Origin of the sequence: Flavobacterium sp. HJSW_4, assembly GCF_042436695.1 — a bacterium.
In the GTDB taxonomy this organism is placed as follows: domain Bacteria; phylum Bacteroidota; class Bacteroidia; order Flavobacteriales; family Flavobacteriaceae; genus Flavobacterium.
In genome coordinates, this window is sequence record NZ_JBHNPP010000010.1 from 110763 (window position 1) to 125917 (window position 15155).

Sequence of the window (15155 nt, forward strand, 5' to 3'; positions counted from 1 at the left end):
CTATGAAGAAATTTTACTTATTTGTTATTTTATTGGTTTGCGGATTAGGGTATGCTCAGGTAAATTTGACTGCTCAATCTTATTATAAATTATCTATTATTGGTGAAGTAGGAGCTGGTGGAGCGGGTAGTTGTGGTAATTTTAGAGGATTGCAATGGATTTCTTCGGAGTTTCAGATAAATGCAAGAATATTAAATCATTTTGGGACTTATAATGTTAATAATCAGAATTATGTAAACCAAGCAATAAATTATGATGATATACTTTATTATGAAAATGATCCAATTGTAAAACTGCATTTCGGAACAGTAAATAGAAGAGGTAATTCAAATTGCTCTACATATTATAATTCTGGTAATCCGGTGGTTACAAGAGATTTTTCAAGGGTTTATAACTTTACAGAATTTGAAAATATTGATGCTGGCGATCGGCAAATTGAAGGTGAAGTTACCATAACATCTAGACCAATTATCAATTTAATAAATCCAGATACTAATAATAATATAATAGGTACTGAAAGTTCAATTAAAGTGCCTGCTACCAATAACGTAAGGGAAGAATTTTTTAATTGGATGTATCATATCGAAGGAGAGCAAACACGAATTCGAGTTGGTACTAGATATATATACATTGATACATGGAGAAGTTTGCCAACAAGCTATCTAGGGAAAAATTTCTTAGACATTAAGTGTAAAGATTTTTTACCTATTGAAGCAGTTGGTAAAAAAATCACTCTAAAAGCAAATGGTTATAGTACAGGTGTTGAATTGCTTTATGCTAAATCAGCACCACACATTGATTTGGCTACACCCGTCCAAACAAGATGCTTTAATACTGCTGACGGTAGAGTAGTATTAAAATTTAGCGATAAGTTAGTTCCAGGTGAAACTTTAACATGTTCAGTTGACAGCTATGATGCAACAACAGGAGAATTCCAAGAAGTATATTATTCTACTCCCGATGGACAGTCCATTACTTATGGTGATGATTTAACATATGAAATTCCGTATGATTTCCCAAAAGGGAAATACAGTGTAAGTTTATTAGGCTGGTATAAAGAGCCAAATAAGCCTGGAGCAAATACTTATGTGATGGATCCAGAGCATAATAGAGGTTTTACGATAACTTCACCAACTCCAGTTGATTTTTCGGCTACTAAGGGAAATGATGTTAATTGTTTTGGAGGAAACGATGGAACCATTAATGTTAGTGCTTCAGGAGGTGTTGATAATGGTATTTATCAATATTCGACAAATGGAGGAACGACTTGGACTACTTTCGCTAATGGAAAAGAGACAATTATCGGAGGTCTTGTAAAAGCGACATATAGTATAAGAGTAAGAAAATTGAAGAATCAAAATGACGCTCTTGGATGTACGGCTTTAACCTCTGATGAGAAAGTAAAGGTATTGCCTATAGTAATTGACCAGCCTAGTAGTCCGCTAGCATTGTCAGGTAATGTTACTATTAAGGACCCTACTTTTTTTGGAGCTCACGATGGAAGTATTATAGCTTCAGTAAAAGGCGGCAGTCCAATTAACGCGAATAAGTATACTTATGAATGGAGGAATGAAAAAGGTGATTTAATAGATGCAAGTAAGTCAAAGGGGAGTTTTTTTGATGGTATTTATACCATTACATTAAGCAATATTCCTGAAGGTACATATTCTTTGAAAGTTACAGATACATTTAATTGTGAATTAACATTAAAAGATGTTGCTGTTTTAGATGATCCAGAACCAATTGAAATAAAGGTAAAAGTTAGACGTGATATTTCTTGTAATTCAGCAAATCTTGGTGAAGAAGGAGTTAAAAGGGATGAACTAGCTTCAGATGGTAGTTTAGTTGCTTTAGTAAAAGGAGGAAAAATAATAGATAAAGGGGGATTACCATACATTTTTCATTGGAAAAAATTGGTTTCTAAAGATGTTTGGGAAGATTTGAAGGTAAATGATTCAATAATAAATAACCTTCCTAAAGGAACTTATTCTATAAATGTACAAGATGCCAATGGTATAATGCATGGGACTTATACCTTAACAGAGCAGACTCCAATAGCGGTTGATATTACAATTGTAGAGCCTGATGCCATGGAAGTTGTAATCGACTCAACAGATGTTTCTTGTTTTGAAGGTACAAATGGACGAGCTAAAGCCTCTATCAAAAATGGAAAATCTACTTATACTTACACCTGGTATGGGCCAGATCATAATGGCGTAGTGGGAGATGAGATAAAAAATTTGACTGTCGGAACTTACTATGTTGATGTTGTTGATAATGTAAAAGGCTGTTTTGTAAGAGACAGCGTTAAAATATGGGAACCTCTTAAGCAGGTAATGATTGATTATTCAACAATAAAAAAACCTACTTTTTCAGGCGCAACTGATGGAAAACTAGTAGCAAAGATTACAGGTGGAACAGCATTTGATCCAGCAAAAAATCAAGGCAGATTATATAATTACGAATGGAAAAATTTGGCTGGAGCAGTGCAAAATGTAAATGCTGTAATAGAAAATGGAGTATATATTATCACCTTAGATAATGTGCCAGCAGACACTTATTTCTTAACGATTAAAGATGCAAATTATAACGAAGCGGCTGGTCAGATAGTTAATTGTTCTGTGGTAGAATCTGAAATGAAGTTGACTGAACCAGATCCTTTAAAAGTCGTTTTTGAAGTTGTTCAGACTATTTCATGTAACGCCAAAAATGAATATGGAGATAAGACAGATGTGAATCCAAAAGATAATCAGCGTGATGAATCACAGGACGGAATTTTAAAGGCATACGTTACTGGAGGAACAATACTTGAGTTAGATAAAAATAATGGACTTCCATATTATTTTTCTTGGAAAAAACAGAAAGACGATGGAACTTGGGAAGATTTAGCTGTACAAGGTTTTACTATCTCAAATCTTTCTTATGGAAATTATGCTCTTAATGTCAAAGATAGAAATGATGTTATTTTAGGCACTTATACAAATGGAAGTTGGATTGCAAAAGATTCTATTCAGTTAATGGATCAGCCTCCAGTATTATCTGTGAGAATTGATAAAGGAGATGTTTTTTGTTATGATGGTAACGATGGATGGGCAACTGCAATTGTAGAAGGAGGAAGCGGAGATTACGATTATAAATGGTCTAATGGAGTGGACATAGATCAGAATACTATTTTAAAGAAAGGAAATTATTGGGTGATAGCAACAGATAAAAAAGGTTGTTCTGCTTATGCCGAGGTTTTTATTGATGGACCTGATGCACCGCTTTCGATTAAATATACTGAGGTTTTAAATCCGAGTTTCTATAAAGCAACAAATGGAAAAATCGTTGTTGAAGTAACGGGCGGAACAATTGCTGCAGACAATACCTATTGGTTTGAATGGAAAAATAGCAAAGGAGTATTGCAAACTACAACCACAACAAGTTTTAACAATGGTGTTTATACAATAACCTTAAACGGACTTCCAGAAGAAACTTATAGTTTAACAGTTCGTGATGTTAATTACAACGCAGCAACATATAAAACAAGCTGTACGGTTGCAAATTCAGTTACAGAATTAGATGATCCAGATCCGCTTGAAGTTACTTTCGAAATAATTCGCGGTATTTCTTGTAATGTAAGCAATGAATTTGGAAATGAGACAGATGCTAATCCTTTAGATAATCAAAGAGATGAATCGCAAGACGGAATTTTAAAAGCGCATGTAACAGGAGGAATTCAGCTTCCAGCAGAAAAAAATAACCGATTACCTTATTTCTATACTTGGAAGAAAAAACAAGCCAACGGTACTTGGACTCTTTGGAACAATACGGGTGATACGGCTGAATATCTTTCAGAGGGAACTTACGCTTTAAACATTGAAGATGCCAATGGAATAAAACTAGGAACTTATGTAAATAATGTTTTAGTTAAAGAGGTTGATGTTGAGAAGTATATTCCGCAGCCGGATCAGTTGAAATTGACTTTTACTAAGTTCGATGTGGGCTGTACAACTGGTGATGATGGTTGGGCAGAAGCACATGTAACAGGAGGAACAGCACCTTATGCTTATGAGTGGACAAACGGAGAAACAACTCCTAAAATAGAAAATATTACAACAAATAATTATTTTGTAAAAGTAACAGATGCAAAAGGCTGTACGGTGCAGGGAAGTATTTTTGTGGGAGATCCTAACGGAATATTAACTACTGAAACTGTCAAAAATCCTATTTGTTATCAAGGAAACGACGGATCGATTGAACTTAATGTTACAGGCGGTAATTTGCCATACTCTTTTTTATGGAATACAGGAGCAGTTACCAAAGATTTGGATAATCTTTCTGCTGGAAATTATGAAGTTACAATCACTTGTCCAGATTGTTGTGTTTACAAAAAGAGATTTGTTTTAAAAGATCCGGAGCCTGTTATTGTTAACGTTGGTCCAGACAGAACTTTATGTATTGACCAAAGCCTAGATATAGATGCTACAAATAAAGACCCTCAAGCAAAATACAGTTGGACATCTACAAACGGATTCACTTCAAATGAAGCAAAAATCAATGTGTCAAAAGCAGGAACTTATCATGTAAAAGTGACTACAGCTTTAGGATGTATTGGCGAAGACGAAATTGTAATAAAAACAAGCCAGATGGCTATTAGCGCAGAGTTTTTATTGAGTTCTCAAGCTTACTCAGACGAGGAAGTAATTTTGGTTAATACAAGTAATCCTTTTGGAGAAAGTACAGACTGGGTTATTCCAAACGGAGTAAAAGTTGTAGAGCAAAAAGAAAAATATATCACCTTAAAGTTTGATGAAACTGGAGTTTATTCAATTGGTTTGAAGCAGACACAAGGAGAATGTTATGCTGTTTTTACCAAAAATATTATGGTAGAAAAACGCGGTACATTGCCAAATACAGAAATGACATCGCAATTTATTACAGATTTTATTGTAACCCCAAATCCGAGCAATGGTAATTTTAAAGCAATTGTAAATTTAGAAAACATCAGTGCGATAAATTTAAGATTGTTCTCCTCTTCTGGACAAAATACGATGATTCAAAAACAAGAATCAGGAAAGAAAAAGTACGAAGTAGATTTTAATACTTCATTACAATCTGGAATATACATAGTCGTATTAGAGACGGGACAACAAACATTGGTTAAAAAAATTATCATCAATTAAAAAATGAAGAACCTTTTCAATAACATATATTTCTTTGTTCTATTTCTGTTTTTTAATGCAGTTGGATATGCACAATTATATCCAGTTCAATTAACGCCAGTTTTTAATAGTCCATACAGCGTCAAAATATCCGATTATGCGACAAGCATGGATACGAAGATGCAATTGCTGATTAATCCAACGGATATTTCGATATCGCAAAGAAGAGTACGCTTAAAAATGTATATTCAAGGTAACGGACTAAATATCCAAACTTCTGATTATGCACAGGAACAAAGACCGATATATATAAATGGAGGTGAACTTCAAACCTTAACCAATGTCGATATTGCATCGCTTTTTAGGTTAGAAAACCTGCAAGGAATCACTCCGGCACAATATGCAAATCCGCTGCCAGAGGGAATGTACAATTTTTGCTTTGAGATGTATGATTTTGTAACGAATCAAAAAATATCTCAAAAGAGCTGTGCCAATTTATATCTGATATTAAATGATCCGCCGTTATTAAATACGCCACAGAAAAATGAACAAATTGCTTCGACAGAGTTTCCTAATATTTTATTTACTTGGACTCCGCGTCAGATCAACGCAACAAACATATCATATAAATTTGAGCTAAAACAACTTCTAGATCCAACATTAGATCCTCAAATCGGGTTTCAAATGTCGCCGACTTTATACGAAGAAACTTTGTTTGGTACAGCAGTTTTGTACAATTTGAGTATGCCTATACTTACTCCAGGTTTGCGTTATGCGTGGCGAGTACGAGCGATTTCGACAACAGGACTTTCGGAAAATTCTGTTTTCAAAAATGACGGCTATAGCGAAATATATTCATTTAAATACACTGCTTCTTGTGCTGCACCAACGTTTTTATTAAGTGAATCTCAAAATTCAAAAAGCGTAAAAATTACTTGGGAAGGTGTGCCAGAACATACACGTTACCAAGTACAGTATAAAAAACAGGGTGTTCGTAATGCACAATGGTTTTCGTCAAATAGTTTAAACAGACAAAGTTTACTAACCAATTTAGAGCCAGGAGTAACCTACGAATTTAGAGTTGGATCAAGCTGTGATCCAGCCGAAGATGGCATTCAGTCATTTACCTATTCCAATGTAAGTACTTTTACTACGCCAACAGAAACTAGCAGTGTTCCTGCTTACAATTGTGGTATTGTACCACAAATCAATATCCAGAACCAAAAGCCACTTACCAATCTAATTCAAAGTGAGACATTTAAGGCTGGTGATTTCCCTGTAACTATTTTAGAATTGCAAGGCGAAAACAGCCCGTATTCAGGTCGAGGCTACATTGTTGTGCCTTATTTGGGAGATACTAAAATTGCCGTTGAATTTAATAGCATCGTAATTAATACCGACTATCAATTGATAAGTGGTATTGTAGAAACGAGCTATAATCCTGATTGGAAAAATATTACTGACACAGAAGATTTCACGGGTGAAGGTGAGGGAGGACAGATTGAAGAAACTGTTCCGTTTGTAATTAAAGATATTGTAATTAACCCTAATGGTGATATACTTGTAAATGGTGTGGACGGTGAGCAGGTAACTATTCCGGGAGGGAAAGATACCGTTATTACAGACAGTGGAGTTAAAGATGCTGAGGGAAATGTTATTGTTGAGCCCAAAGTGTATAATGTAGACCGCGAAGGAAACGGCAGTAATGAAGGTACTTCATTTGCCGAAGGAGGAAAACCTACTCCTGAAAATACCGATGGCGTAGATAAAAATGGCCAAGCCACAGAACTTACAGCAAAAGGAGTTACTATAGCTTTTTCAAATAATGAAGACCCAAGTAAAGGAGCTAAAAGTAAGTACGCTTTTGATGTTATGCCAGAAGGAGCTTCTACTGCTTTAAAAAAGTTATACAAACAAGTTAGTAATGTTGCTTTGCCGTATAAAGCAGTTTTAAACGGTGATTCCGATACTATGTTGGCTACAGTAGCCCTTACAGATGGTAAAATAAATTTGGATAGCATTGTTTTTAAAACCCAAAATGGTGCAAAAATTGACTTTAAAAGAAATGATAACATTTTTGTGCTAACCGTAAAAGGAAATCAAAGCTATGCAGAAGAACAGGTATTAGCTACAATAAAACAAGACAAGAAGTGGAAGGTAATTGGTGCTTTTATGCTGGTGCATATTTCACCAAAAAATGTTAATGTTGCCTTAGTGCCTACGTACGATATTTCAAAAATTAAAGCTGATGCAATTATCTCACGCACCCAGGCAATTTACGATAAAATTGGAGTAAAAATTAATTTTACTAAAGAAAGTGTATTAAAAATTAGCAGCGTAGTTCCAGATAATGTAAATGAAATTAAAACTGATGAAAGCACATTAACATCAACATACAGTTCAGAACAACAAAGGATAAATGCATTGTATAATGGTTCAGCTTTTAGTTATGTGCTGTTTGTTACTGATAAAAAATCCAATACAGGACAGAAGGGCTATATGCGCCTTAATGGCCAGTTTGGCTATGTATTTAGTTCAGCTGATGATAAAACACCCGCGCATGAATTAGGTCACGGAATCTTTAGATTGGAGCATCCGTTTGAGCAGTACAAGACAACAAAGTCGAGTACTGATTTCTTAATGGATTATAGTTCGGGTGATGTTTTAAACCACATGGATTGGAAACAGATCAATGACCCTGCGCTTAAATTGTATACGTTTCAGAGTCAGAGTGATGGCGAATATGAAACAGATGGGCATTATTCTACAGTTTATTTAGTTTCTTTAATGTTAGGAATGGATCCTGCTAAAGCAAAACAATTGGCAGAAGCTACTGAAGCTCCTGACACAACAATTCACAGTGAAACAAAATTTGAATTGAACGATACTTGGGCCGATGGAGACTATCAGGAAACTATTCATAGTTTAACAGGTGGTTTTCATGGCACGGAAGAATTTTTGACGGCAATACAATTTATTTATACTCCTAAGGAAAACATCTCTAAATTAGGAGAACTTTTACATCGTTTTGGAGATACTTATGCCCACACTAAATTAAATAATTTAACTCCTAAGAATTTAAGTGACTACAACCTGTATGAAAATACTAAAAATGAAGAATTAGCAATTAAATCATGGAAAGGACAAGGAGGAGCTGCATTGAAAGATAAAATTGAGCCGTGGATTTTATTTTTTAATTACTATCTCAAAAAGAATGGAATGGGATTTTTTACAAGTTATACAAAACAGAGAGAGATATTTAAAGGAAAAACTTTAAAAGAAGCTTTAAATGATATTTATTTAATTAATGATACTGATAAATATATTATGTATGGTGGAGATAAAGTATTGGGTACAACTACTGATCATGCATTTTCAGATGCGTCATTTCCAGATAAAATATATATGAGACCAAATTGGTATTTGGATTATGTGAAAAATTTAGTTTGGTTATTGTCTTTAAAATATGGATTGAGCCATTCAAAATTTGATATCGGAATATTTGAAAAAATGACAGCTTTTGCGGTTAAAAATCGATGTACATTAAAAGGAATTATTGATTATGAGATAGCAAAAAAAATGGGAAAAAAGAAGTTTTATATTCCTGTGTTTTATGCCAATGGCAGAATTGCTGCCTCAATTGATGAGGTTTTGGTTTCGGATTATCAAAAAATTGCTGTGTATGCTTCCGAGTATACTATAAAATATTTGATTGAACAAGGAATTCCAGCAAATAGAATAAAAGTAACAAAAACCGATAAATTGGTCGTTAATCAATTAGGTTCGCCTGCTGAAGGGATTTCTACACCTAATTTATCTACAACAACAGAAGCTTTTGTAATAACAATAAACAATTAAAAATATGCTAAATAACTTTTTTCAAATTAGTCTGTCTTTTTTTTTAATTTATTTATCATATAGATCAAATTTTCTGATGATATACAATTATATAACAGGAGTTTTTTTGTTATTATTTTTGACTAATTTTTACTTTCAAGCAGGAGGTAGAAATCAAGCTGAAATACTAATATTTTTCTTGAATTTGTTTTTTTATACAGTTTTATTTATATCATCATTATTTATCTATTTCGATAAAGAAAATAAAAATAAACATTCTTATCTAATTCCAGTTATTGTTTATTGTATAATTATATTTATTGAACCAGAGATATTAAGATTTAATGTAGGCTTTTTTTCTATGTTTTTGCCTATCACTTTGGCCTTTTTTCCATTATATATTTTGAAATATTATAGAAAATATATAAAAGAAGAAAATGGTAATTTTTAAGAATTTATAGTAATTATTCTGCTATTGCAAGCATGTTGCTCGTGAACGCAAAGTGATATTTAAAATTTAAAAACGTTCATTGAAATAAAATAAATACAGTTTTATGGTCAATGCGTAGAGTCTTTGAATGGCACTCTTAGAAAAGGTTTTATTTATGAAATAAATTGGCATCATGCTGATAAAGAATTTAATTGGTAAAAGAATATCAAGACAATAGTCTAATGTCGATTTAAAAAGAATAAACTAAGAAGTAGCGAATTAGTATTAGTGAAAATGTACATATCAATATTGAACAGAATAAATATATAGAAGAAAAAAATAGATATCTATAAAGTGGACTATTAACCATATGAACCAATCAAGAAAGTATAATGTAATTTCTCAGAGATTCATTACGGAATATAATGATATTCCTTTTGTTAAATCGCACTTTGAAAGTCGTTTAAAATATGATGTGCATATAGAAGTATTTGATACAGATTACATTTCTTTTTTTTTTTTCAAAAACTTCGATTTGCGCGATTTGTATGCGATTTATATTGTAGATAAGAAAGAGGTTTCTAATTATAGTAATCTCAATCTAATTTCAAAGCATAGTTATTTGAATAAGGACATTTTTGTCATGAGAGTAGATTTTAATTTTTTTATGAAAATAGATTATAATAATAGAAATGAATTATCAGGGCCTATTTTTTTTAAGAGTAGTAGTCTAGAAGAGCTTAATTTGGAAGAAATTTTGAATAAGTGCTTGTATGAGAAAGAGATTATTATAGGAAATTTTAAAAAGAACATCGTTAAACTTGATGTTTTGAAGTTACTGAATAATACAAAAGTTAGTAATGTTATAAAATTTTATATTGATTTATCTGAAGCTTATTTAGAAGAGGTTTTAAATTTAAAAGATAACATTTTAAATATAAACGAAGATTATATTTCTAAAGTAGAGATTAGTTTAGAAAAATAAATAAAGTATGATATTCTCTATTGTGAACTATCAGATTGAAAGTGCATATCGATTAAAAAACAAAAAAAAAATAAAAATTTAAACATGAAAAAAAACATTTTAACCCTAATAATAACGCTAATAAGCATTTGCAGTTTTGCACAAAAAATAAAAATTGACAAGGGAGAAATAAAACTAGACGAAAAAACAATTGGTTTTGTAGAGGGTAAAAAACCAGTTTTTACAATTTTGAGTTTAGATAAAACGTATGCGATTACAGCAGAGTTAAAAAAAGCACAAAATGAGGAGTCTTTAGTTTTGCCATGGATTGAAATCAAAGATCTCGCTACAGGAAAGACCAACGAGTTAGAATTTAAGAACAAAAGCAGAAAATTCAGTGCTTTCAATTATGACCGTAGTATTGTCTATGAACTAATGGACAGAAATATGATCGGAACGGAAGGTCTAAATAAAGAAGCGATAGATAGTTTTGTTTCTGGCGCTTTAGCAGGTATAGCTGCAAAGCGTTTAGGGATTCAAGGCGAAGTGGATAATGCGAATAAAATTGCAGACACCTATCAATTAGCGATTGATGATTATGGGACTATTTTTAGCGTTAAGGCACAAAATATAGATATAAATGACAAGAGAATTGGCTACATCAAAATGACTTCGCCTTCTTCAAATGGAGATTTAAAATATGAGGTTTTAGATCTTGATAATAATTTAGTAGGAACTTGGTTTGCCAGAGGTGGTATGGTTTCAGGATATGAAAAATTATTAAATCAAGAAGTAATTACATTCAATGGAAATGTATTCAAAGCAACTTTCGAAAATAGAGGGAATCCAATTGGTTACAAAATGAGCCAAGATATTACAGCAATGAATATTCTAAGGGTATTGGTTGGTAACGGTTATACTTTAGGAAGTAAATATAATTCAGGAAAATAATTATAGAAATAGATAAAAGAAATGAAAAACAAAATTTTAGCAATTGCATTATTGCAATTTTTATTTGCATTAAACGCTTGTAGTTCAGATTCTGGAGATAGTCCAACTCCAACACCAGAACCACCAGTTATAGTGGTAAAAACGGCAAAAATAAGTTCGTATTCTAAAAATGCTGGAGAAACCGGAGAAACAATTAGTATAACTGGAGAGAATTTTTCAGAGAAAGTAAGTGACATCAAAATTACATTTGATGGGGTGAATGCTACGATTGTTTATGCTACTGCTACTGAAATTAAAGTGGTTTTGCCTCAAACAGAAAAAGTATTGCCTAAAATGGCAATAACAATGGCTGATAAACAGATATCAAATGAGGTTAAAAACAGTTACAATGGTAATATTGGAATTTTGCCAAAACCAGCCGCTGATGCTTGGTTTACAATAGAGAATACAAAGAAAAGCAGTTTAGAAATTGGTCGTACTCAAATGATAAGCGATAAGGTTATGTACTATTCTATAGGTCAAGATATTTCTGAAGGGGTTTATAGAACTTTAGATGGTGGAATATCTTGGTCATTATGGGCAACTAGTCAATATAATTTTGGCTTTTATGTTACAAAAAATGATGAGGGATTATGTTACACTCTTTATGGGGATCAATCGTCAGGAGGTGGGTTAAACAAAATTCCTGCTGGAGGAAAAGCTTATGGAACACCAAACGCTTATGTTTGGAAAGAAATTAATTCAGGATCTCCAGGAATTAGCAGTGTCTATGTTGATGATAATTTGCAAAAAGGAACTATAGTTTCTCAACGAGGAGATGTTTATGTAACTTCTAATGGAGCAGACTTTACTCAAGTTTATGATGCAAATTTAAATGATGCAAATTATGATGGAGGATTCATTAATAAATCTGCGGAGATTGATAATAATCATATTTGGGTAGCTGGACAAAAAACGATAAAATCAATAAATTACCCATTTATTTTGTTTAAAAATAATGAAACGGACGGTTGGAAAGAACACTATTTGCAAAACGAAGCCAATGCAAGAGTTTCAGAAGTATCTTTTGCAGATGTCTCAAATGGTTTTGTCTTATTGAATAATGCTACCATATATAAAACGGTAAATGGTGGTGATACTTGGACTAAAGTTTACACGGGGGAAAAGTTTACAAAATTTACTTTTAAAGATGCTAATGCAGGTTGGGCAATTTTAGAAAATAAAATTTATAAAACAATTGATGGTGGAGTAACATGGACTCTTGATTACACAAACAATCAAAATATAAAATCAATTGGTTATAAAAATAATATCCTGTGGGCTATTTCTACGGATAAAATCATCAAACGTTATTTGTAATTTTTTAAGATTAATATTAATAGAATGAAAAGGAGAATTTTAGCAATCGCACTATTGCAATTTTTTTTAGTATTAAATAGTTGTTCAGGACCAGATAGTAAACCAGCAATTTTACCCGAAGAAAAAGGAGAAATAAAAGCAGACTATATTACAAGTTTTTCTATAAATGATTTTGTTATTGGAAGCGATAATAAGCTCTATTCGATAGGACAAAATCAAGATGAAAAGGGAGCAATTTATATAAGTTTAAAAAAGACTGATCTTGATGGTAAAGAGGCTACACTTAAAAACCTTGATTTGGGAACTTATAACCTTGCAAAACTTGCTTTGGCAGATAACGGTGATATTCTGATGGTATCAAAAGGTAATGACAGCCCAGATCAGGATAAAATAATGCGTTTCGAAAATAACTTTTCTGAGTTAAATGCATTTTATGCAATGAAACCAATAAGTTCTCCATTTGCTAGTAAGATCAATCTTTTCACTATTTGTAATAATAATGATAATACTTATTTTGTTTTCGACATAAATGCAAGAAATATAAAACGAGTTTTACCAGAATTAAAAGGAGATGTTTTTGTTGCAGGTTCAGGTAAAAATGAAATAAAAGATGGTGCAGGGTTAGACGCGAGTTTTGCTACTGTAACCAAAATAATTAGTTTGAATAGTGTTTTGTATTTAATCGATGATCTTTATGATTCAAGTACAGGAACTTATAAAAACTCTGCAATTAGAAAATTAGAATATGTGAACAATGAGTGGAATGTAAAAACTCTAGTTTCGGTAACAAATGGTGATCATTTTTCTGATATTACTTTTGATACAAAAAACGACTTGTATGTAGTGAATGTGGGAAAAGGAATCTTTAAGTTAAATCTTCAGGATAATAGTCTTTCTCTTTTTAAAGATGGAGACTTAAAAGTAAGAGGATCAGGTAAAGGAGTTTTCTCTTCTTTCAAATATGTTCAAATGCTTAAGTTTAAAGGAAATGATATTTATCTGTTAGAGTCTGGTAACGTAATCAAAATTTCTGATTTCCAAACAAAATTTGCTGCTGCTGAAAAATAATACAATAAAAAAACACTGCAGTTTTTTAATAACTGCAGTGTTTTAAAATGCACTGAATGAAAAAAACTTTACTCTTATTTTTACTTTTTACTATTACTTCTTGTTATCAGGAAACTGCTATAGCCATAGAAGGTGAATTTACCACTTCGTATGTCGATCAGGATGAATCAATACCCGTTATTATTAAAATTGATAATAAAATAACGGGTGCAGATACGTATGAATGGACATTTGAAGGAGGAAATCCGTCTGTTTCTAATTCTAAAAATCCTGGCGAGATTTTATTCAGTAAGCAGGGAACTTATACCATTAAATTAATAGCAAAAAATGTAGATGGAGAGAGCAGAGAATTCACTAAGACGGTCGAAATAAAAGACGGAATCAATATTGAGTTTTCTCATGAAATCGTAAAAAGTAATTATTCTCCTGTTGAGGTAGTATTAAAGAATTCAACGATTGGAGAAGGTTTAACTTTTAAGTGGGAATTTCAAGATGGTTCACCAGCTTCTTTTACCGGAAAAACACCGCCAAATGTTGTCTTTACAACTCCAGGAGAACACAACATAACTTTGACTGTTTCAAATGGTTTTGAATCTGAAAAACAGACTAAGACTATTACAGTTAATCCATATTTGGTGAGTTTGTTTACTTACGAGCCAAAATTTGAAGATGATGATTATGAAGCTCCTGTAACAATCGATTTTGCAAACAAATCAGTAAGTGCAACAAGTTATAAATGGACATTTGAAGGAGGAAATCCAGCTGTTTCGACAGAAGAGAATCCTACAGTTGTTTTTACAAGCGCAGGAACTCATGAAGTTACTTTGGAGGCTTTTAATGATAAAACAAGTCAAGTTTTCAAGTCGACAATCACGGTTCTTCCTGATACAAATCTGAGAACATTCGCAAATGTCAAATTAGGAATAAACACAGCGCATAATGGGAATAATATTGGTGCAACGTTCTCCACGGTTACGCGCGAAGTTTATAAAGCAAACGAAATTAACGATCAGAATAGCAGTTTAATAGATATTGTATTTCAAGGGCTAAACAGCAATTTTACATACAACAGATTCATTTCTCCAGATCAGGTAAATAATTATGGATTTTTAGCATTAAAGAATGCGCAGAGTACCATTTTTGTAAACTCTCAAAATTTGTGCAATTGCGGTTTAAACTTTACTGAAACACAATTTGACAGTATGGTAAATGATACGCCAATAAAATCACTAAACATAAGTTATACCGCCGGAGGAGCACAGGAATTTGGTTTTACCTATCCGAGAATCATTTTATTTAAAACACAAGATGGCAGAAAAGGAGCCATCAAAATCAAAGAAATGGTGAAGAATGGTTCAAGTTCTTACATTTTATGTGATATCAAAGTTCAAAAACAATAACC

The 15155-nt window shown here is 32.4% G+C and carries 7 protein-coding genes; all 7 read left to right on the forward strand.

Annotated elements, in window-relative coordinates:
- The first annotated feature begins 2 nt into the window (after positions 1-2).
- The 7 genes from ACE01P_RS11760 (at position 3) to ACE01P_RS11790 (ending at position 15153) form a co-directional block, all read left to right on the forward strand.
- Entirely contained in the window at positions 3-5165 is a 5163-nt protein-coding gene (locus ACE01P_RS11760; RefSeq protein ID WP_379697815.1) for a T9SS type A sorting domain-containing protein, read from the forward strand.
- A 3-nt stretch (positions 5166-5168) separates the two neighbouring features.
- A complete protein-coding gene (locus tag ACE01P_RS11765) occupies positions 5169-9002 on the forward strand; it encodes a fibronectin type III domain-containing protein (RefSeq protein ID WP_379697817.1) in 3834 nt (1277 codons plus the stop codon).
- A gap of 779 nt (positions 9003-9781) precedes the next feature.
- The gene (locus ACE01P_RS11770; protein WP_379697820.1) at positions 9782-10396 is read left to right on the forward strand and encodes a hypothetical protein; all 615 of its coding nucleotides are present in this window, start codon (positions 9782-9784) and stop codon (positions 10394-10396) included.
- An 84-nt stretch (positions 10397-10480) separates the two neighbouring features.
- On the forward strand, positions 10481-11326 hold the full coding sequence (locus ACE01P_RS11775) for a hypothetical protein (RefSeq protein ID WP_379697823.1): 846 nt from the start codon (positions 10481-10483) through the stop codon (positions 11324-11326).
- Between the two features lie 21 nt (positions 11327-11347).
- On the forward strand, positions 11348-12685 hold the full coding sequence (locus ACE01P_RS11780) for an IPT/TIG domain-containing protein (protein WP_379697826.1): 1338 nt from the start codon (positions 11348-11350) through the stop codon (positions 12683-12685).
- Positions 12686-12709: 24 nt separating this feature from the next.
- Positions 12710-13753, forward strand: coding sequence for a hypothetical protein (locus tag ACE01P_RS11785; protein WP_379697829.1), 1044 nt, complete (start codon positions 12710-12712; stop codon positions 13751-13753).
- A 56-nt stretch (positions 13754-13809) separates the two neighbouring features.
- Complete coding sequence (locus ACE01P_RS11790; protein WP_379697832.1) at positions 13810-15153, forward strand: PKD domain-containing protein; 1344 nt, start codon at positions 13810-13812, stop codon at positions 15151-15153.
- The last annotated feature ends 2 nt before the right edge of the window (positions 15154-15155 follow it).